Consider the following 19,229-nt stretch of genomic DNA (forward strand, 5'->3'; position numbering starts at 1 on the left):
CCAGCGATCCGGCGCGTTTGACCGTTTCGACCGTCGCCACGGGGATGTACAGGTACGCCGCCATCTGTGTCACGAGTCCGCCGACGAATCCCACGGTCACGATGAGCAGCCACGGAAGCTGCCGCCGAATCGCGCCGAAGTCGGGCAGCAACCGGAGCGACACGAGCACGTACCCTGCGGAGATGCCGACCGTCAGGAACCACAGGTGCCAAGCGATGCCGACGAAGCCGGGGATCGTGTCCGCCGCGCGCTTGTCGAACACGGCGCACCAGCTCCAACTGAACGCCGTCGCGAGCATGTACGCGCTCCCTCGGTCCAACCGGCCGATGCGCCGCCATCCCGATCCGGCGCTCGTCAGCCAGAGCGCGCCGATCGTGACGCAGCCGATCCCCAGCGCGGCGATCAGCGACGGGCGTTGATGGACCACCGCCCAACCGCCCAGTGCGGTGAACACCGGCGTGAACGCCATGAAGGGCATCACATGCGAGTAGGGCGTGAGCTGGAGCGCGCTCAGGAAGAGGACGTTCCCGACCAGGTTGAACGCGATCGTGCCGAACGCGGGAGCCCAATACGAGTTCGGAACGGAGGGAATGTCGAAGGAGAGCAGACCTAGCGAGAAGAAGGGAAGCTGGAGCACGGCGAGCGCGAGGGCGAGATCGCGCGGCGACACGCTTCTGCCGATCACCTTGCGCGTCGCATCGACGCCCAGCCATAGGAGCAGACTCACGACCGCAAGCATCCAGCCCATGCGGCGAATCTATCGCCCGTCACCGCGCGAGTCAACGACGGGCTGACACCTGCCGAGAAGGAGCCGACACCCGTGTTCGTCGTGTCGAACCGAATCCATGTTGCCGAAGGCTATGAGAGCGAGTTCGAGGCGCGCTTTTCCAGACGGCTGGGAGCCATCGAGGGAACTCCCGGCTTCGTGCGCTACCTGCTGCTGAAGCCCGTCAAGGCGACGCACTACGTCGTCAACGTCTACTGGGAGAACCGCGAGGCGTTCGAGTCGTGGGTCGGCAGCGAGTCCTTCCGCAAGGCGCACGCCGACCGTCCGCCCGAGGCGATGTTCGCCGGACCCAATCAGGTGGAGCAGCACGAGGTCATCCAGCAGTCGGGTGCGCCATCGTGAAAGCCGCGCTCTTCCACACCCAGGGCGGGCCCGAAGTCCTGCGCGTCGAGGACGTGCCGACTCCAGAGCCCGGCGAAGGAGAGGTCCTCGTCCACGTCCGCGCCGCCGCGCTGAATCGGCTCGACCTGAAGGCGCGGGAGGGCAGACCCGAAGTCGATCCGATGCCGCACATCGGCGGCTTGGATGTCGTCGGCGAGATCGCGTCGTTGGGCCCCGGCGTGACAGGATGGAAGACCGGCGAACGGGTCGTCATCGTGCCGCTGGTCTCGTGCGGCGAGTGCGCGCTCTGTCGGAGCGGGGACACGGCGCTCTGCCCGGAGCAGCGCGTCTTCGGGTTCCAGACGCAGGGCGGGTTTGCCGAATACACCGTCGCACCCGCCGCGAACTTGGTACGGGTTCCCCAGGGCGTCGCGGATGCCTCGCTCGCCGCCGTGCCGACCGCGTACCTCACTGCCTGGCGGATGGTCGTCACGCGCGGCGGGCTCAAGCGCGGCGAGACGGCGCTGATCCACTCGGTCGGCGGTGGCGTCGCCAGCGCGGCGCTGCGGATCGTCAAGCGCTTCGGTGGGCGCGCCATCGTCACGGCGAGCGCGGACGACAAGCTGGAACGCGCGCGACAGCTCGGAGCTGACGCGACCGTCAACTACCGCGAACGCGACGTCGTCGCAGCGGTACGCGAATGGACGAACGGGCGCGGCGTCGATCTCGTCCTCGAAACCGTCGGCGCGAGCACGTGGGAGACGAGCCTGGCGAGCGTCGGCATCAACGGGCGCGTCGTCACGTGTGGCGTCACGAGCGGTTCCGTCGCCCCGACGAACATCCGCCACCTCTACCAGCGGCAGACGACGATCCTGGGCTCGACGTTGGGGAACCGGTCGGAGCTCGAGAGCGTCGTCGCGCTCGTGGCGCAGGGGGCGTTCGAGCCGGACATCGCGGCGGTTCTACCGCTGGACGACATCCGCGCCGCTCATGAGATGCTCGAAGCGCGCGCCGTCTACGGCAAGATCGTCCTAAGCGTCGCGTGATGATGGGCGAAGTCCTGTCGAGGGGGAGCACAATGGAGCGCGCGCTGGTGATCGGCGCTCGCGGGTTCATCGGCGGCAACGTCACGCGGTTCCTGCGCTCGTCGGGCATCGCCGTCGATGAAGCCCTGCGGGGTACGCCGCTCGACTCGTTGACCGGTGGGAGCTACGACGCCGTGTTCTTCTGCGCCGGAAACTCGAAGACGTTCGTCTCCGAGCGCGAGCCGATCATCTGCCTGACGGAAAACGTCATCGCCCTGCACGCCTACCTGACGTCGCTCCGGTACGGCGTGTGGGTCCACGTGTCGTCGTCGGCGGTTTATCCGCAGAGCGCGCCGGTCAAGGTCGAGACGATGCCGCTGGCGGTTCATGAGCTGTCGATGTACGGCGCGCACAAGCTCCTGTCGGAGCGGTATGTCACTCGGTTCGCGCCGAAGTGGGTCATCGTCCGCCCGACGAGTTTCTTCGGGCCCGGGCTCAAGAAGAACCTGCTCTTCGACGTGCGCGCGGGCAGGCGGGATGTCTATCTGACCCGCGATTCGGTGCTCGACTACATCCCCATCGAGAGGTTCGCGGCGGTTCTGGCGACGCTGGCGCGTGAAGCCGGAAACGAGATCGTCAACGTCGGTTCGGGGCAGTCGCTGACCGTCGATGAGATCCTCTCCATGCGTCCCGCCGAGTACGTCTACCACGACGAGCGGTTCCACAGCGACGAGGGCATGTCGTTCGAGCGGCTGCGCCGCCACTGCCCCGACTCAATGACGCGCGACGAGCTCCGCGACGCCGTCCGCGCGTTCGTTCTCTCCTCCGCTGAGCAGGAACCCTCATCCCAACCTTCTCCCTTCATAGGGTGTTGAGGGAGAGTTGCCCCACCCGATATGCGTTGTTGAAACTGGGGTTGACGACTTCATCCTCAACAACGCGAAATGGGTGGGACGATGAGTCTACCGTATGATGCGCGGTTGCGTCGGCTCTTCTTGTATGTCGGTCTGTTCTGTCCGGCGTCTCCTCCGACCGGAAAGTGGGCGAAAACACCGGTCTTTCCAGACTCTGTGTTGGTGGCTCTGTTGCTGTATCGCTCGCTGAGCGGATCGGACTCGAAGTATGTGCCGTCATGGATGCCGAAACGCCTTGTTGCCGCAGATTCTGGGCATTCCCAGAATGCCTCATCACAGCCTGTTTTCGCAGCAGCGACACGCGCGGATCGTGCATCTCGCATATCTTCTGGGAATCCTGCTCAACGCCCGCAAAGGCGCACCGTTGCGACATCTCAAACATCTCTTCAACTGAGTCCAATTCTCCTTCAACACCCTATGAAGGCAGGACTTTCGCTTGTCACGTTATCGGAAGTTCCCTCCAACCGGGCAATGTAGTGTTCATGCGGTTTTGACGAAAGTGCTTTTCGTTGGGGAACGTCAATATGGCGCGTATTCGGGTCCAAAGCGAAAGCCCTGGAAGGGAGAAGGTCGGGTTGAGGGCCCGCCCGTCCGCCGAGACATCGTTCGCGTCAGGGGATCCGCTGCCACTTGGACGCGCGGCCGTCGGACACCCACTCGACGACGTAGAGGTCGCCGCGCGAGTCGACGCACGCGGCGTGCGGCGAGATGAACTTGCCGAGAACCCGCGTCTCAGGCAGCAGGTTGGGCCATCCCGACTGGTCCCACACGCCCGGGTTGTCGCCCAGGTGCGCCGCGACGTGGTTCTCGCTGTCGAGGATGGTCACGCGCCCGTGCAGGTCGGGGACGAACATATCGCCGCCGAACTGGTAGAAGCAGCACGGCAGGCGCAGGTCATCGTCCACGATGTCCATCGGCTCGCCGTCCAGCGAGAACGCGTGGATCCGATGGTTCGACCGGTCCGCGACGCGCACGACCGGATCGTCCGACCGCGTATCGACCCAGATGCCGTGCGGTGTGTTCAGCTTGCCGATCTCGGAGCCCTTCCCGCCCCAAGACCGCACATACTCGGCGTCCGGCGAGTAGAGATGAACCCAGCTCTCGCCGTATCCGTCGCAGACGTAGAACCGTCCGTCCGGCGCGACGGCGACATCCGTGGGACGGTACTTCGCCTCGGACTCGTAGAGGTCGGGGCGCGGGGGAACCCCCAGCCGCCAGACGACATCGCCTTCCAGCGTCGTCTTGACGACCGTGTGCCGGACGTAGTCGGACAGGTAGAGGTACTCCTGCCCGCTTTCCCGGTTCAGGTACATCCCGTGCGCGCCTGACGCGAACTCCTCGCCCCAAGACCGCAGGAAGTTGCCCTCCCGGTCGAACGCGACGACCGCATCCCGGCTCTGATTGTGGATATAGACGTTGTCCTCGAAGTCCACGACGACGCCGTGCGTGTAGCCGTACCGGATGCCATCCGGCAGCGGACCCCACGACTCGACGAGTTGGAACGTCCGCGAGCCGTTCCCCGCGACGATGGGCCCGTCGTCCGCGGCGCGGGCGCCCGGTATGAGCGGACGCACGAGGAACCCGGAGGCGGACAGCGTCAACCCCGCGATGAAATCCCGTCGGTTCATTCCGCCCTCCTACGCCAGGATCTCGGTCACGATGCGCGGTTCGCCGACGACGCCGGTCAACGTCTGATCCAAACCCTGGAACCGGAACGACAGCCGCTTGTGGTCGATTCCCAACTGATGGAGGATCGTCGCGTTCAGGTCGCGGATGTGGACGGGGTCCTTGACGACGTTGTAGCTGAAGTCGTCCGTCTCGCCGTGGACGACGCCTCCCCGGACGCCGCCGCCCGCCGCCCAGATGGAGAAGCACTTCGGGTGGTGATCCCGCCCGTAGTTCTCCTTGCTGAGCGCGCCCTGGCAGTAGATCGTCCGACCGAACTCCCCTCCCCAGAGAACCAGCGTGTCGTCGAGCATGCCCCGCTGTTTCAGGTCCTTGATGAGCGCGGCTGATGGCTGGTCGATGTCTTTCGCCTGCTTGGGCAGGTCGCCTGTCAGGTTCCCGTGCTGATCCCAGCCGCGATGGAATATCTGCACGAACCGCACGCCGCGCTCCATCATCCGCCGCGCCAGCAGGCACGACCGCGCGAACGTCCCGCGCGTCTTCACGTCGGGCCCGTACATCTCCAAGACATGCTCGGGTTCGTTGCTCGTGTCCGTGAGCTCCGGCACGGAGCGCTGCATACGGAACGCCATCTCGTACTGGGCGATGCGCGCCTGCGTCTCTGGATCGCCCGACGCCTCATACTGCATCTCGTTCAACTTCACGACGCCGTCCAGCATCGCCTTGCGCAGATCGGGGCTAACGCCGTCGGGGTTCGACAGGAAGAGCACCGGGTCGCCCTGCCGACGGAAGAGCACCCCCTGGTGCTGCGACGGCAGGAACCCCGCTCCCCACAGCCGGTTGTAGAGCGCCTGGGCGTCTTTCCGACCCGTCCACGACGGCGTCATCACGACGAACGCGGGCAGGTCTTCGCTCTCGCTGCCCAGACCGTAGCTGAGCCAGGAGCCGAGGCTGGGTTTCCCCGGACGCTCCTCGCCCGTGCAGATGTAGGTGATCGCTGGGTCGTGGTTGATCGCCTCGGTGTGCAGCGACCGGATGATCGAGATGTCCTTGACGATCCCTGCCGTGTGCGGGAGCAACTCGCTGACCCATGCGCCGTCAGAGCCGTTGTCGTGCTGCTCGAACTTGTAGATCGACGGCGCGATGGGGAAGCGCGCTTGCCCGGACGTCATCGTCGTCAGGCGTTGACCCATGCGGACGGATTCCGGCAGGTCTTTGTCGAACCACTCCGGCATCGTCGGCTTGTAGTCGAGCAGATCGATCTGCGATGGCGCTCCCGACATGAACAGGTAGATGGCGCGCTTTGCCTTCGGCGCGAAGTGAGGAATGCCGGGCAAGCCGCCGTAGCGGACTCCGCCCGAAGCCGACGCCCCGTTGGCGGAACCCGTCGCCGCGCCGGCAACGCCGGGAAGCAGCGATGAGAGCGCCGCCGCGCCCAGTCCGTAGGCGCACTTCGAGAAGAAGTGCCGCCGCGTCTCCAGTTGCACGAATTCCTTCAGCGGGTCCATGGGCTGTTGTCACCTCTGATCGGATGCGAGCCGAGCGCGACGGGCGCGCCCCTACCCCTTTGTGATGACTTCGTCGAGGTTCAGGAGGATCTGCGCAATCATCGTCCATGTCGCCAGCAGGACGGGATCGGCGTCCTTCGGCGGCTCCGCGCCGACGGACACGATCTTACGCGCCGCTTCCACGTCGGCGGCTGCTTGGGTTCCGCACGACGCCAACGCCTCGGTCAGCGTGGCGAGCTCATCCTTGCCGGGCTTCCGACTGGTCGCCGTCTCGAAGGCGTAGCGGATGCGCTCGGGGTCGGTCGCGCCACCCTCCTTCAGGATACGCTCGGCGAACGCCCGCGCCGCCTCGAAGTATTGCGGATCGTTCATGAGCATGAGCGCTTGAAGGGGCGTGTTCGTCCGCTCACGGCGCACGGCGCACGACTCGCGCGAAGGCGCGTCGAGGATGCTCATCTCCGGTGGCGGCGACGTGCGCTTCCAGAACGTGTAGAGGCTCCGCCGATGGACCTTGTCGGAACCCTCATCCGCCTTGAAGTTCGCCGTGTTCGACCCGACGTAGCCGACGGCTTCCCAGAGCCCGTCCGGCTGCGGCGGCTTCACGCTGGGACCCCCAATCTCCGGCTGCAGCAGCCCGCTCAGCGCCAACGCCTGATCGCGCACGGCTTCGGCGTCGAGGCGGAACCGGGGACCCCGCGCGTAGAGCCGGTTCCTCGGGTCCTTCTCGATGAGCTCCGGCGTCGCTGACGACGACTGGCGATAGGTCGCCGAGGTCACCATCAGTCGGAGCATGTGCTTCACGTCCCATCCCGATTGCATGAACTCCGTCGCCAGCCAGTCGAGTAGTTCGGGATGCGACGGCTGATCGCCTTGGCTCCCGAAGTCCTCGGACGTGCGGACGATCCCGCGACCGAAGACCTGCTGCCATAGCCGGTTCACGGTGACGCGCGATGTCAGCGGGTGATCCTCGCGGAGCAGCCAGCGAGCCAGCGCCAATCGGTCTTGGGGAACCGACCGGTCGATGGGCGGCAGGACGCCGGGGGTTCCCGCTTCGACCGGGTCGCCCGGTTGATCGTACTGCCCGCGCTTGAGGAGGCGCGCGGGACGACGCTCGCCGGTGCGTTCCTCCATGACGAGCGTCGTAGCGATTTGCGCGTCCAGCTCGTTTCTGCGGCGCTGAATGCGGCTTCGTTCCATAAGCCATCGGCGGGTCTGCGGGTCGCGCGTGATCTGCTCGCGGTAGTAGGTCGTCAGGCGCGTCGCCTGCTCAGGCGTCCGCGCGTCGGACGACAGGGCGGCGATGCTCACCACGTCCAGCGGCGGGATGGGATCACCCGCCTCGATGCCGAACGCGAGCCCGGAGCCGCCGATGTCGTTGACCAGCTTGATGACGAGCTCGTTCCCGCCCGACTGGAGAAGCGCCTGAACGCGGTCGCGCGACAGGCTCCCGTCGGTGTTGGGACCGCGCGTCCAGACCTCCTGGCGGTTCACCCAGACGCGGACGGCATCCTCCGAGTCGATAGTCAGCGTGACGCGCTGCCGCGTGTCCGACTGGATGTTGCGGTAGAGATAGGTCGCCGCGTGATCGGCGCTCTGGACGGCATGGAAGTCGCCGTCGAGCCAGTCTTCGTGGCGAATCCACTTGCGCGACTGGTCGCCGACCTTGAACTCCTGCCCCAGGTTGACGCCCTTGCCCTCCGGCTCGAACGGCTCATAGAAGGCGGCGATGGCGTCGTACCCCGCGAAGGGCCCGACTGAATGCCAGTCGGACAACGCGACGGGCGAACCGAGCGCTCCAAGACGCGCGTTGGTCGCCTCGAAGCGGAACCGACCGAACTGATGCTGGGCATGCGGCGACTCGAACTTGAGCCGGAGGCGCAGGCGCGTTGGCGCGTCGCCGCCGAAGGGCTCCGCCGCGACGAAGACTGCCTGGCGATCCTCCTTGCGCTGATGCGCGCCGGTCGCCCAGCCGGTTTCCGCCTTGCCGTCGAGGACGTAGGCGATGGCGAAGTCGCCGCCGCCCGCCTGTTCGTAGTCCGCCCACGCCTGCACGAAGCGGAGTCTCGTCCACTCGTCGGGCTTCTCAGCGGAGGGCGTCTCCGCCTCGAACTCCGTGAGGACGGCGTTTCCGCCGCTGCTACGTCCCGACGAGCCGTTGGGCAGCGACGCGTCGTTCAGCGCGTCGAGCCGAAGCGCCGAGAACCGTCCGGCGGGCACCTCGACGGTGACCTCGTAGGTCTCCTTCGCCGGGTTCTCGCCGCTCGCCAGGAGCGAGCCGTCGTCGAGCTTGTCGAGCTTCGCTCCGCCCTTCGAGACGAACTCCTGCGGCGTGAGCAGCGTCCAGCTCGGAAGGCTTGCGGACCAAAGAGATTGCGCGGCTTCGAGGGGCGCGTTGGCGGAACGGATCCGACCGTTGACCTCGGCGATCTGTCCGTCGAACGCTGTCAGACCCGCCGTCTGCTCGTCCGTGGGAACCTTGACGACGGGCGCGGGGTTCTTAGTGTTCCCGTCCATCGCCTTCTCGGTCAGGTTGTTGAAGTAGGCGAAGAGTCCGTAGAACTCCTTCTGCGTCAGCGGATCGTACTTGTGGTCGTGGCACTGGGCGCACCCGGAGGTGAGCCCCAGCCAGACGGTCGAGGTCGTGTTCACCCGATCGACGGCGTATCGGACGTAGTACTCCTCGTCGATGGAGCCGCCTTCGCTGGTCGAGACGTTGCAGCGGTTGAACCCGCTGGCGATCTTCTGGGCGAGCGTCGCATCGGGCAGCAGGTCTCCTGCGAGCTGTTCAACCGTGAACTGATCGAAGGGCATGTTCTCGTTGAGCGCGCCAATGACCCAGTCCCGGTAGGGCCACATCTCGCGGTAGTTGTCGAGGTGGAGCCCGTGGGTGTCGCCGTAGCGCGCGGCGTCGAGCCAGTAGCGGGCGAGATGTTCGCCGTATTGCGGCTTGGCGAGGTAGTGTTCGACGAGGCGTTCGTAGGCGTCCGGCTTGTCATCGGCGAGGAAGCTGTTGACCTCCTCGCGGGTCGGCGGCAAGCCCGTCAGGTCGAGCGCGAGGCGGCGGATGAGCGTCCGGCGGTCCGCTTCAGGGGACGGTTTCAGCCCTTCCGCGTCGAGCCGGTTCAGGATGAACTGATCGATGGGGTTCCGCACTCGGGACGCGTCCTGAACGGTGGGAGGCTCGGGACGGACGGGCGCCTGGAACGCCCAATGCTCCGACCACTGCGCGCCGGTCTCGATCCATTTGCGGATGGTCGCGATCTGTTCCTCGGAGAGGGTCTTGTTGGTCGACGCGGGGGGCATGTGGATATCGGCGTCGGTCGCCGTGATCCGCTGGTAGAGGTAGCTTTTGTCGGGGTAGCCCGGCACGACGATCTGGCGCTCCGGGTCGAAGACAGCCGATTTCGAGTCGAGGCGCAGGTCGGCTCGTCGGGCAGCGCCGTCGGGTCCGTGGCACGCGAAGCACGTGTCGGAGAGAATGGGTCGGACGTCTCGGTTGAAATCGACGAGGCGGTTTCGGGCGTCGGCGGCGCGCGACGTGACGCCGTGGGCGGCGCTCAGAGCCATCAGGAGGAACATCGCCCAACGCGACGAAGCGGCAGAACGCGGCTTCGGCGGGGGTCCGCCGACGAGCTGTATCATCTCCATCCCTATGTCATCGCTCCCGGATTGCGGACCGGCGCACCGACCGGGCCGCGCTAGGATCTTTTTCCGTTCGCCACGGGAACCTCACCAGCGGGCATGACGCCCGCGACGTTCATTATCGGATTAACCGAGGAACGAGTTCAATGGATTCATCGAATGGGCGAGATGGGTCTGGCGACGCGGCGTAACGGCGGATCGCGCCTTGCCAGCTTTCGGCGCGTCGTCTAGAATAGGACAGACAGCCGAAGCCGATTGTCGGGGCGTAGCGCAGCCCGGTAGCGCACCTGAATGGGGTTCAGGTGGTCGCTGGTTCAAATCCAGTCGCCCCGACCAATGACAAACCCGCATGAGCAATGGCTCTGCGGGTTTCCGATTTCTCGGTGTAGTTTCTGATAATCACGCTTTGTGCCGTTTGAGGTTCAGTTATCTTCTTCGGGAGGACGCACACTCGGTGAGACCGGGAATCGTCAGCGCGAAGGCACGCCCAACCGCCCGTACGCCTCCTCGAACAACTCGCGCGTCGTCCGCGTGCGCTGGTGGTACTCGTTCAGGAAGCGTTCCCGCGCCGACTCCCCCGTGACGGGCGCGTAGTCGAGCCGCCGGGCGAGCTTCTCCAGCTCGTCCTCGTCCTCCGGCAGGGCGGACAGGGGGCGGTTGTCGACGATCTGCAGCCGATCCTCGACGAATCGCAGGAAGAGGTAGGTGTCGAGCAGCCACGACGCCTCGGCGGCGCTCAACGCGCCGTTGCGGCTGAGGGCGTGGATCGCCTCGCAGGTGTTCTGCTGCCGCAGCGTGGGATCGTCGGTTCCACCGCGGAGCTGGAGCGTCTGGACGAGGAACTCGATATCGACTAGCCCGCCATACCCGGACTTGATGTTGTGGATGCGGCTCGTTTCAGCCGCCGCCTTGTCCTCTTTGCGCGATCGCGTGTGGTGTATCTCGGCGATCTCGTCGGTCGTCAGCGGCTTCGAGTAGGCGAAGGCATGGACGGCGTCGAGGAACGCCCGCCCCAGCGCCGGATCGCCCGCGACGGGACGCGCCTTGATGAGCGCCTGCCGCTCCCATAGCAGCCCCTGACGCTCGTAGTACGCCCGGTAGGCGTCGAGGCTGAGCGCCATGGGCCCCCCTCTGCCGTGCGGACGCAGGCGCAAGTCGAGGTCGTAAAGGCTGGAACCCAGCGACGGCGCTTTGAACTGCGACACGAGCGTCGTTACCAATCGCTGGAAGAACCGCGCGTTCGGCTCCCCGCCTTCTGTCTGCCCGTCGCCCGAAAAGACGAAGAGCACGTCGAGGTCGGAGCTGAAGTTGATCTCGCCGCCGCCCAGCTTGCCCATCGCGATGATGGCGCACGTCGCCGGAGCGCCGTCGGCGTGTCGCGGCTCCCCCTTCTCGGCGCGCATCCGGTCGAGGATCAGGTCGGCGTAGAACCCCAGGACGGCTTCGGCGAGGCGGCTCAGTTCGCGCATCGTCGCGCGGGGCTCGCTCTCGCCGAGGATGTCGCGCGTGCCGATCCGCAGGAGTTCGCCATAGCGGAACCGCTGCAGATCGCGCAGAACGTCGCGGCTGCTGGGCGAGACCGCCTCCGCGATCCGCGCTCGGAAGGCTTCCGCGGAGTCGGTGCGCGTCGAGATCGAGTCGCCGTAGGTGAGCGCCTCGAAGCAGAGCGGGTCCTGGGCGAGGATGTCGCCGAGGAACCGGCTCGTGCCCAGGATCGACAGGAGGAGCTCGCGGATGCCGGCGTGCTCCTGCAGGATGGGATAGACCTGCGCCCTTGCGCCCGCCGCCGCGAGGAAGCGGTCGAGCTGCGCCAGCGCGAGCATCGGGTCAGCGGTCTTGGCGACGTCCGCAAGCAACGGCTGGGCGAACCGCAGGAACGCCCGCCGAATGCGCGGCGAGAACCGGACGCGGTCGGAGCCCTTCGCCAAGCGGTTCAGGATGCGCGCCGCCTCGTGGGGATCGGACAAGCCGTAGGAGCGCAGGAACTCCGCCGCCGAGTCGGGAAGCTCCGATTCGTCGAGGATCGCGCTCAGCGCGGAGAACGCCGGGTCCTCCTCGCTGCGGAGGACGCGGTCGAACTCCTCGCGGATCGTCCGGCGATGCCGCTCGTAGTCGTGCGTGAACCGTTCCCCGGCGGTGTGTCCGTCCTCGTCGCGGTATCCGAGGCGCAGGGCGTGCTTCTGTCGTTCGCTGGCGTCGCTCGACAGGGAGTAGAGCTGCCTGTCCGCGACGAGCTGCAAGAAGTTCTCGACGCGGCGCATGTAGCGGTAGGAGTCCGCCAGCGCCGACGCACCGTCGGCGGTCAGAATGCCGCATTCTACCAGGGCGTCGATGGTGTCGAGAGTCCCTATCTGCCGCAGACCCGGATCGCGCCCGCCGTGGAGGAGTTGCAGCGCCTGAACGACGAACTCGACGTCGCGGATGCCTCCGGGTCCCAGCTTGACGTGCAACGCGGGGTCGCCGTCCTTGGCGATGCGCCGCTCGATGGTTCCCTTCGTATGGGCGATCTCGGCGAGCGTGTCGTGAATCTCGCTGGCGTCGAGAGCAGCGCGGTAGATGAACGGTTGGATGCGGCGGACGAACGCCTCGCCGAGCTCTGGGTCTCCGGCGACGCACCGCGCCTTGATGAGCGCCTGCCGCTCGAAGAGCTCGCCCCAGGCTTCGTAGTAGCCCTCGTAGCTGTCGAGTGAACGGGCGAGGGGTCCCGTCTTGCCGCCGGGACGCAGGCGCAGATCGACGCGGAAGACGTAGCCCTCGTGCGTCGGCTCGCTCATCGACTGGACGACCGTCTCGGTGAGCCGCTGGAAGTACGCCGCGTTGTCGGTTCCCTGGGTCGTCGTGCCCTCATCGCTGTAGACCGCGAGGATATCGACGTCCGAAGAGAAGTTGAGCTCGACGCCGCCCAGCTTGCCCATGCCGATGATCGCGTAGCGCGAGGGCGTTCCGTCGGAGTCCCTCGGCTCGCCAAGCTGGGCGTCTATCTGCTCGCGCGCGATCTCGTAGGCGACCTGGAAGGTCACGTCGGCGACGTAGGCGAGCTCGCGGGTCGTCTGCTCGACCGGCGAGATGCCCAGCAGGTCGCGCATGCCGATGCGGAGCGTCTCGCGCCGCTTGAACCGTCGCAGGATGCCCAGCCGCGCCGGAACCGAGCGAAACGCCCGCAGCCACGTCCGCAGGTCTTGCTCCATCTCCTCGCGTGACTTCGACGTGTCGCGCGCATCGAGCTCGACGAACCAGGAGAGGTAGTGCGGGTTCCGAACGAGCACCTGGGAGAGGTAGTCGCTGGAACCGAGGATGCGCATGATGTCGCCGAGCAGCCCCGGAATGTAACGGAGCGTCGAGAAGAACGTGTGGGCGTCCACGCGGGCTTCGGCGTAGGCGGTGAAGTGGGACAGCGCGGCGTCGGGGTCGGGCGCGAGCGAGGCGCCGTCGAGGATGTAGGGCAGGGCGTCGGCGAAAAGCTCTCTCGACGGGTACTGGTCGGCGAGCCGTTGGATGTCGCGGTCGGCGCGGGATGGGTCCTGGAAGCCGAACGGAGCCAGGATTACGGCGATGCGTTCCGCCGGAAGCTCCGAGGGGTCGAGCACGAGCGCGATGGCGTCCGCGACGTTGCGTTCCGTCATGGGGCTGTCCGCGTGTGCCGCTGCCTACACACCACGCGACCGCAGGATCGACGCGACCATCTCGAGCTCGTCGGGCGTGTCGACCCCGATCGTCGCGTAGGGCGTGACCGAGACGTGAATCCGATAGCCGTTCTCGACCGCGCGAAGCTGTTCGAGACCCTCGTGCTGCTCCAGCGGCGTCGGCGGCAGCTCGATGAGCCGCGCCAGGAAGTCCTGCCGATAACCGTAGAGCCCGATATGCCGCAGCGCGGGCATCGCCGCCGACCACACGCTGCCGTCTCGGCTTCCCGGCATACTCGCCCGCGAGAAGTAGAGCGCGAGTCCGTTCTGTTCGCAAACGACCTTGACGACGTTGTGGCTCTCGTAGTCCGACTGCCGCACGATCTTCTCGGCGAGGGTCGTCATGACGAGCTCAGGGCGTTCCACGAACGGCTCGACGAGCGCGTCGAGCATCGCGGGTTCCAGCAGAGGCTCGTCGCCCTGGATGTTCAGGACGATGTCGTACTCCGGGTAGGCGGCGGAGGTCACGGCGACGCGATGGGTTCCGGTCGGGCATTCGCCGGTGCGGTGCGCTTCGCCTCCGAACGCGAGAACGGCGTCGTAGATGCGGTCGTCGTCGGTGGCGACCAGCACGCGGTTGACCAGCTTCGCCCGCAGGGAGCGCTCGTAGACGTGCTGGATCATCGGCTTGCCGACGATGTCCGCCAGCGGCTTGCCGGGGAAGCGCGTCGATGCGTACCGCGCCGGTATGACGCCCAGCACGGAAGGTTTGCGGCTCATGACGCGGAGCCGTTCGGGCGAAAGATCACCTCGGCGCCGGTGCGCGACGACTCGTAGATACCCGTGATGACCTCCAGCGCCTTGCGCCCCTCGCGCCCGTCGACGACGGGGCTGCGTCCCTCGCGCAGGGCGGCGACGAAGTCTTCGAGCAGGCGCGGGTGGCTCGTGCCGTAATAGGTCTTTCCGTGGAACCGATGGTCGCCCGCGTCGAGATTGGGCGAGTCGGCGCTGTGTCCCGCGAGCTCGTGCCGGGCGATGAGTCCGCCTTCGATGGTGACGGTTCCGCGTGAACCGGCGAGCTCCAGACGTTCCGCCGTCTGCGGATAGGTCGTCGTGGACGCCTCGATGACGCCGAGGGCTCCGTTGGCGAACCGGACTGCGGCGGCGGCGGTGTCTTCGACCTCGATGTCGTGGGTCACCGTGTCGTAGTAGCCGGTGACGCGCGTCGCGTCGCCCATCAGCCAGCAGAGGACGTCGATGGCGTGGATCGCCTGATTGATGAGAGCCCCGCCGCCGGCGTACTGCCAGGTTCCGCGCCAGGAGCCGTCGCCGTAGTAGTCCTGGGTGCGGAACCACTTCACGTAGACGCTCGCCAGGGCGACCTTGCCGAGAGCACCGTCTTCGATCAGCCGCTTCACGTACCGCGCGGCGGGGTCGAACCGGTGCTGGAACACGACGCCCAGCGTGACGCCATTCTGCTCACAGGCTTCGATGAGCTGATCGGCGGCTTCGAGGGTGGTCGCCATCGGTTTCTCGACGAGGACGTGCTTGCCGGCCTGCGCCGCCTCCTGCGCGATCTGGGCGTGCAGGTAGTGCGGCGTGCAGACGCACACGGCGTCGATGTCGGGGTCTTCGATCAGCTTGCGATAGTCGGTGTGCGCCTGCCGGACGGAGAACTCCTTGGCGAAGTTCCCGACTCGGGAGGCGGACACGTCGGCGACGGCGACGAGGTCCGCGCCGTCGATCTGATTGAGCGCGACCGCGTGCGTCGGGGCGACGACGCCGCAGCCGACGATGCCGAATCGTAGCGTCTTGGATCGAGTGATCTTCATCGCGTCGTCGATTCTAGAACTTCGGGATTGACGATGTGGGCTGGCCTGCGTCCTTCGATCACGGCGATGGCGTTCTCGGCGGCGAGCATCGCCATCTTGGTGCGCGTCTCGACCGTCGCGCTGGCGATGTGCGGCGCGAGCACGACATTGTCGAGCTCCATGAGCCCGTCCGCCACGGCAGGTTCATCCTCGTAGACATCGAGCCCGGCTCCGGCGATGGTCCCATCGCGGAGGGCGCGCACGAGCGCCTTTTCGTCCACGATGGGCCCGCGCGCCGTGTTGATGAGGAACGCCGACGGCTTCATCAGAGCGAGCTCGCGGCTGCCGATGAGGTGGCGCGTTTCGTCGCTCAGCGGGACGTGGAGCGAGACGTAGTCGCTCTCGCGCAGCAGGTCGTCCAGCGGAACACGCTGCGCCCCGAACTCGCGTTCGGCGTCTTCGTGAACCGTCCGGCTGGTATAGAGGATGCGCATGCCGAAGCCCATGGCTCGTCGCGCCGTCGCTTTGCCGATGCGTCCCATGCCGACGATACCGAGGGTCTTTCCGTAGACGTCGTATCCCAGCAGCATCATGGGTCCCCAGCCGACGAACCTCCCAGCTCGGGTCAGGCGGTCTCCTTCGGAGATGCGCCGGGCGGCACAAAGCAGCAGCGCCATCGCCAGGTCGGCGCTCGTTTCGGTCAGAACGCCCGGAGTGTTCGTGACCGGCAACCGGCGGGCGGTCGCGGCGGCGACGTCGATATTGTTGAATCCGACGGCGTAGTTGGAGAGGACGCGCAAGCGGTCGCCGGCGTCCATGATCTCCGCGTCGATCGTGTCCGTGAGGAGACAGAGCAGGGCGTCTTTGCCGCCGACGTGGTCGATGATCTCCCGTTTTTCGAGAACGCGGTCGTCCGGGTTGACCTCAACATCGAAGACTTCCGCGAGGCGATCCAGCGCCGGTTGGGGCAGGCGGCGCGTCACGTAGATCGTGTGCCTCAAACGGTTCCCTCCTGCTGGTGGGCAGATGCCGATCCTGCCGCGTGGACACCGAAGGGGTGGGAGCTCGTCGAGGCGAATGTTAGCACAGGGCGCGCGAGGTCGTCCGACAAATGCCGGGCCCTGCCGGAGCGGCGATGGCGGTCGTAGGGGAGACCCGTCGCGTCGCCCTTGGCGTTGACAACGTGGCGCACGCGACGCATCGCGTTGGTGAAGTGAAAAACCCCATGCCGGCCTTCCCTAGAAGCGAGAAGGAGCCGTGCTCGTCCGGTTCCTCCCACTTCTTGGGGAGACTGGGTGAGAGTCCACATGGATACCTGCTTACTAGCGGAAGCGGCTAGCGCGTCGTTCGATTGCGCGTGTTCCGTCGTGCCGCTAGACTGGAGATGAGCCGAGAGAGCTTGACACCAGAGCAGGAGACGACGATGCACCGATCCGTCATGATCTGTGTGGCTTTCTGCACGGCGCTCGCCTTCAGCGCGCAGGCGAAGATCGACCCCGCGACCCTCGTCGGGGCGTGGACGCTGGACGAGGGCAAGGGAGCCGCCTTCAAAGACGCTTCCGGCAACAACAACAACGGCGAAGTCGTCGGCGCGAAGTGGGTGGACGGCAAAGACGGCAAGGCTCTCGAGTTCGACGGATCCAACCACGCCCGCATCCCTGCGAGCCCGACGACGGACGACTACCGCGACGGGTTCACTTATGCCCTGTGGGTCAAGCCCACCGCCGTGCCGGGCAACCCGAACACGCGCGTCATGGAGCGGAACTGGCACAACCCGACCATCCAGATCGGCGCGACGGATTTCTACGCGAGCGTCGTCCAGGGCGGCGGGATCGGCAACGGCATTCGCGGCGGCATCCACAAGGTCGGATCGTGGACCTTCGTCGCCCTGACCCACGACGGCAAGACCCTCAAGCTCTACGTCGATGGCGAACTCGTCAACCAGTCGGACGTCGGTCAGCCCGACATGACCCGCGACGCCGACGGCGGCTCCATCTGGTTCGCCCAATGGAAGGGCGGACCCGGATGGGACTTCAAGGGAGCCGTCGATGAGGTCTCGGTGCATAACGCGCCTCTCCCGGACGCCAACATCAAAGACCTGATGAAGGGCGGTTTGAAGGGCATTCTGGCGGTCTCTCCGGCGGGACGCATGGCGGCGACGTGGGGCAGCCTGAAGCGCTGAAACCCGCTCCGCAGCCGGCTCCGAGCGTCACGGAACTCAGTACGGAAAGCATCCGAGGCGCGCGATCCTTGAGATGCCTTCGGCTGTCCCGTGTGGCACACTGGTAGCAGCGAGCGAACCGTTGCCGAAGACCTGCAGCGCGAGGAACCCATGAAGCACAAGATGATCTTCGTGACGGGCGGCGTCGTGTCCTCCATCGGGAAGGGCATTACCACTGCCGCTCTGGGCAGGTTGCTGACCAATCGCGGCTATCGCGTCCACGCGCTCAAGATCGATCCGTACATCAACGTCGACGCCGGCACGATGAACCCCTTCCAGCACGGCGAGGTGTTCGTCACCAACGACGGCGCGGAGACCGACCTGGACCTGGGCAACTACGAGCGGTTCCTGGGAACCGAGTTGTCGGGGCTCTCCAACTTCACCAGCGGAGCCGTCTACCGCTCCGTCATCGAGAAGGAACGCGAGGGGAAGTTCCTCGGTGAGACCGTCCAGCTCATCCCGCATATCACCAACGAGATCAAGGATCGCATCTACCGATTGGCTCGTGAAAGCCGCGCTGACGTGCTCATCTGCGAGGTGGGCGGAACCATCGGCGACTTCGAGACACCGCCGTTCGTCGAGGCGATGCGCCAGGTCCGCATGGAGATGGGCATTCCGAACACACTCCTGATGCATGTGACGCTCGTGGTCTCCGTCGCCTGGGGCGAGGTGAAGACGAAGCCGACGCAGCACAGCGTCCGCGAACTCCTCTCGCTGGGCGTTCAGCCGGACATGCTCATCTGCCGGACGAAGCAGCCGCTGTCCCGCTCCATCCGCGAGAAGATCTCGCAGTCGTGCGGCGTTCCACTCAACGCGGTCATCGAGGCGTGCGACGTCGATTGCATCGAGGAGATTCCGCTGATCCTCGAAGAGCAGGGCGTCGGCGAGCTCGTGGTCGAGCGCCTCAGCCTGCCTGCGACGCATATCGCATCCGAAGACTGGGCGCGGATGGTACACCGGCTCAAGAACCCGGAGGGACACGCGCGGATCGCCGTCGTCGGGAAGTACACGACCCACGGCGACGCCTATCTGAGCGTGCAGGAAGCCCTGAAGCACGGCGGCATCGCCAACGACGCCCAAGTCGAGATCAAGTGGGTCGATTCGGAATCGCTCACCGGAGAAAGCGATCTGGACGCCGCGTTCGCCGATGTGAGTGGCATCCTGGTTCCCGGCGGATACGGGATTCGCGGGATCGAGGGCATGATCGTCGCCGCCCGCCACGCCCGCGAGCGCCGAATCCCCTACCTGGGGCTCTGCCTCGGCATGCAGTGCATGGTGATCGAGTTCGCCCGAAACGTGGCAGGTCTCGAACGCGCCAACAGCCGAGAGTTCGACGAAGAGACGCCGCATCCCGTCGTCGATCTCATGGAGACGCAGGTTCGCCGCACCGAAAAGGGCGGAACCCAGCGGCTGGGCATCTACCCGTGCGTGCTTTCCGACGAGAACACCATCGCCTACCAGGGCTACCGCCAGCCGATCATCGTCGAGCGGCATCGCCATCGCTACGAAGTGAACAACACCTATCGCCAGCGGCTCCAGGCGCACGGGATCGTGTGGAGCGGGCTCTCTCCCGGCGAAGACCTCGTCGAGATCGCGGAGTTGGCGGACCACCCGCACATGCTGGGATGCCAGTTCCATCCGGAGTTTCGCTCGAAGCCACTGGAACCGCATCCGCTCTTCGTCGGATTCGTGCGAGCCGCGCTGGGGTACGTTCCCGCCAAGGAAGGCTGACAGCCACCGGAGAAGGGCGC

The 19,229-nt window shown here is 66.2% G+C and carries 14 protein-coding genes and 1 tRNA gene; 6 read left to right on the top strand and 9 right to left on the bottom strand.

Annotation, left to right across the window (positions count from 1 at the left end; genetic code table 11):
- Positions 1-748, bottom strand: a 748-nt coding sequence (locus FJZ36_06115) for a hypothetical protein (GenBank protein ID MBM3214471.1), incomplete at its 3' end; no start/stop codon positions are given.
- A gap of 72 nt (positions 749-820) precedes the next feature.
- On the opposite strand from FJZ36_06115, the gene FJZ36_06120 reads away from it, so the two are divergent.
- Genes FJZ36_06120 through FJZ36_06130 form a run of 3 tightly spaced genes read left to right on the top strand, consistent with a single transcriptional unit; the run spans position 821 to position 3,008 of the window.
- A complete protein-coding gene (locus FJZ36_06120) occupies positions 821-1,129 on the top strand; it encodes an antibiotic biosynthesis monooxygenase (protein MBM3214472.1) in 309 nt (102 codons plus the stop codon).
- Positions 1,009-2,154 (top strand): zinc-binding dehydrogenase, encoded by a 1,146-nt coding sequence (locus FJZ36_06125; GenBank protein MBM3214473.1) that lies wholly within the window; start codon positions 1,009-1,011, stop codon positions 2,152-2,154. The genes FJZ36_06120 and FJZ36_06125 overlap by 121 nt, the downstream gene beginning before the upstream one ends.
- On the top strand, positions 2,154-3,008 hold the full coding sequence (locus FJZ36_06130; GenBank protein MBM3214474.1) for an SDR family oxidoreductase: 855 nt from the start codon (positions 2,154-2,156) through the stop codon (positions 3,006-3,008). The genes FJZ36_06125 and FJZ36_06130 overlap by 1 nt, the downstream gene beginning before the upstream one ends.
- Before the next feature lie 650 nt (positions 3,009-3,658).
- Here FJZ36_06130 and FJZ36_06135 read toward each other — a convergent pair.
- Genes FJZ36_06135 through FJZ36_06145 form a run of 3 tightly spaced genes read right to left on the bottom strand, consistent with a single transcriptional unit; the run spans position 3,659 to position 9,829 of the window.
- On the bottom strand, positions 3,659-4,675 hold the full coding sequence (locus FJZ36_06135) for a hypothetical protein (protein ID MBM3214475.1): 1,017 nt from the start codon (positions 4,673-4,675) through the stop codon (positions 3,659-3,661).
- Between the two features lie 9 nt (positions 4,676-4,684).
- On the bottom strand, positions 4,685-6,181 hold the full coding sequence (locus FJZ36_06140; protein MBM3214476.1) for a DUF1501 domain-containing protein: 1,497 nt from the start codon (positions 6,179-6,181) through the stop codon (positions 4,685-4,687).
- 51 nt (positions 6,182-6,232) lie between these two features.
- Positions 6,233-9,829, bottom strand: a complete 3,597-nt coding sequence (locus FJZ36_06145; GenBank protein ID MBM3214477.1) for a DUF1553 domain-containing protein — start codon at positions 9,827-9,829, stop codon at positions 6,233-6,235.
- A 253-nt stretch (positions 9,830-10,082) separates the two neighbouring features.
- On the opposite strand from FJZ36_06145, the gene FJZ36_06150 reads away from it, so the two are divergent.
- Positions 10,083-10,159: transfer RNA gene (locus FJZ36_06150), tRNA-Pro, on the top strand.
- Between the two features lie 134 nt (positions 10,160-10,293).
- Here the strand turns inward: FJZ36_06150 and FJZ36_06155 are convergent.
- From FJZ36_06155 to FJZ36_06175, 5 genes are read right to left on the bottom strand one after another with little or no spacing between them, the layout of a single operon-like run.
- Positions 10,294-13,446 carry a hypothetical protein gene (locus tag FJZ36_06155; protein ID MBM3214478.1) on the bottom strand — a complete coding sequence of 1,051 codons (3,153 nt, stop codon included), beginning with the start codon at positions 13,444-13,446 and terminating at the stop codon, positions 10,294-10,296.
- 24 nt (positions 13,447-13,470) lie between these two features.
- Positions 13,471-14,226, bottom strand: a complete 756-nt coding sequence (gene kdsB / locus FJZ36_06160; protein MBM3214479.1) for a 3-deoxy-manno-octulosonate cytidylyltransferase — start codon at positions 14,224-14,226, stop codon at positions 13,471-13,473.
- On the bottom strand, positions 14,223-15,278 hold the full coding sequence (locus tag FJZ36_06165) for a Gfo/Idh/MocA family oxidoreductase (protein ID MBM3214480.1): 1,056 nt from the start codon (positions 15,276-15,278) through the stop codon (positions 14,223-14,225). The genes kdsB and FJZ36_06165 overlap by 4 nt, the downstream gene beginning before the upstream one ends.
- The gene (locus tag FJZ36_06170) at positions 15,275-16,258 is read right to left on the bottom strand and encodes a D-glycerate dehydrogenase (GenBank protein ID MBM3214481.1); all 984 of its coding nucleotides are present in this window, start codon (positions 16,256-16,258) and stop codon (positions 15,275-15,277) included. Before FJZ36_06170 ends, FJZ36_06165 begins: the two co-directional genes overlap by 4 nt.
- Positions 16,255-16,449, bottom strand: a complete 195-nt coding sequence (locus FJZ36_06175) for a hypothetical protein (protein MBM3214482.1) — start codon at positions 16,447-16,449, stop codon at positions 16,255-16,257. Before FJZ36_06175 ends, FJZ36_06170 begins: the two co-directional genes overlap by 4 nt.
- Positions 16,450-16,641: 192 nt before the next feature.
- On the opposite strand from FJZ36_06175, the gene FJZ36_06180 reads away from it, so the two are divergent.
- Both FJZ36_06180 and FJZ36_06185 read left to right on the top strand, forming a co-directional pair.
- The gene (locus tag FJZ36_06180) at positions 16,642-17,439 is read left to right on the top strand and encodes a LamG domain-containing protein (GenBank protein ID MBM3214483.1); all 798 of its coding nucleotides are present in this window, start codon (positions 16,642-16,644) and stop codon (positions 17,437-17,439) included.
- A gap of 150 nt (positions 17,440-17,589) precedes the next feature.
- Positions 17,590-19,209 carry a CTP synthase gene (locus tag FJZ36_06185; GenBank protein ID MBM3214484.1) on the top strand — a complete coding sequence of 540 codons (1,620 nt, stop codon included), beginning with the start codon at positions 17,590-17,592 and terminating at the stop codon, positions 19,207-19,209.
- Positions 19,210-19,229: the final 20 nt, after the last annotated feature.

This window comes from Candidatus Poribacteria bacterium (assembly GCA_016866785.1).
In the GTDB taxonomy this organism is placed as follows: Bacteria; Poribacteria; WGA-4E.

Bases quoted from the DNA above. Each gene is read 5' to 3' on its own strand.
- FJZ36_06130 (MBM3214474.1), top strand. From the start codon at position 2,154: ATGATGGGCGAAGTCCTGTCGAGGGGGAGCACAATGGAGCGCGCGCTG.
- FJZ36_06135 (MBM3214475.1), bottom strand. From the start codon at position 4,675: ATGAACCGACGGGATTTCATCGCGGGGTTGACGCTGTCCGCCTCCGGG.
- FJZ36_06165 (MBM3214480.1), bottom strand. From the start codon at position 15,278: ATGAAGATCACTCGATCCAAGACGCTACGATTCGGCATCGTCGGCTGC.
- FJZ36_06180 (MBM3214483.1), top strand. From the start codon at position 16,642: ATGAGCCGAGAGAGCTTGACACCAGAGCAGGAGACGACGATGCACCGA.
- FJZ36_06145 (MBM3214477.1), bottom strand. From the start codon at position 9,829: ATGGAGATGATACAGCTCGTCGGCGGACCCCCGCCGAAGCCGCGTTCT.
- FJZ36_06140 (MBM3214476.1), bottom strand. From the start codon at position 6,181: ATGGACCCGCTGAAGGAATTCGTGCAACTGGAGACGCGGCGGCACTTC.
- FJZ36_06185 (MBM3214484.1), top strand. From the start codon at position 17,590: ATGAAGCACAAGATGATCTTCGTGACGGGCGGCGTCGTGTCCTCCATC.
- kdsB (MBM3214479.1), bottom strand. From the start codon at position 14,226: ATGAGCCGCAAACCTTCCGTGCTGGGCGTCATACCGGCGCGGTACGCA.
- FJZ36_06155 (MBM3214478.1), bottom strand. From the start codon at position 13,446: ATGACGGAACGCAACGTCGCGGACGCCATCGCGCTCGTGCTCGACCCC.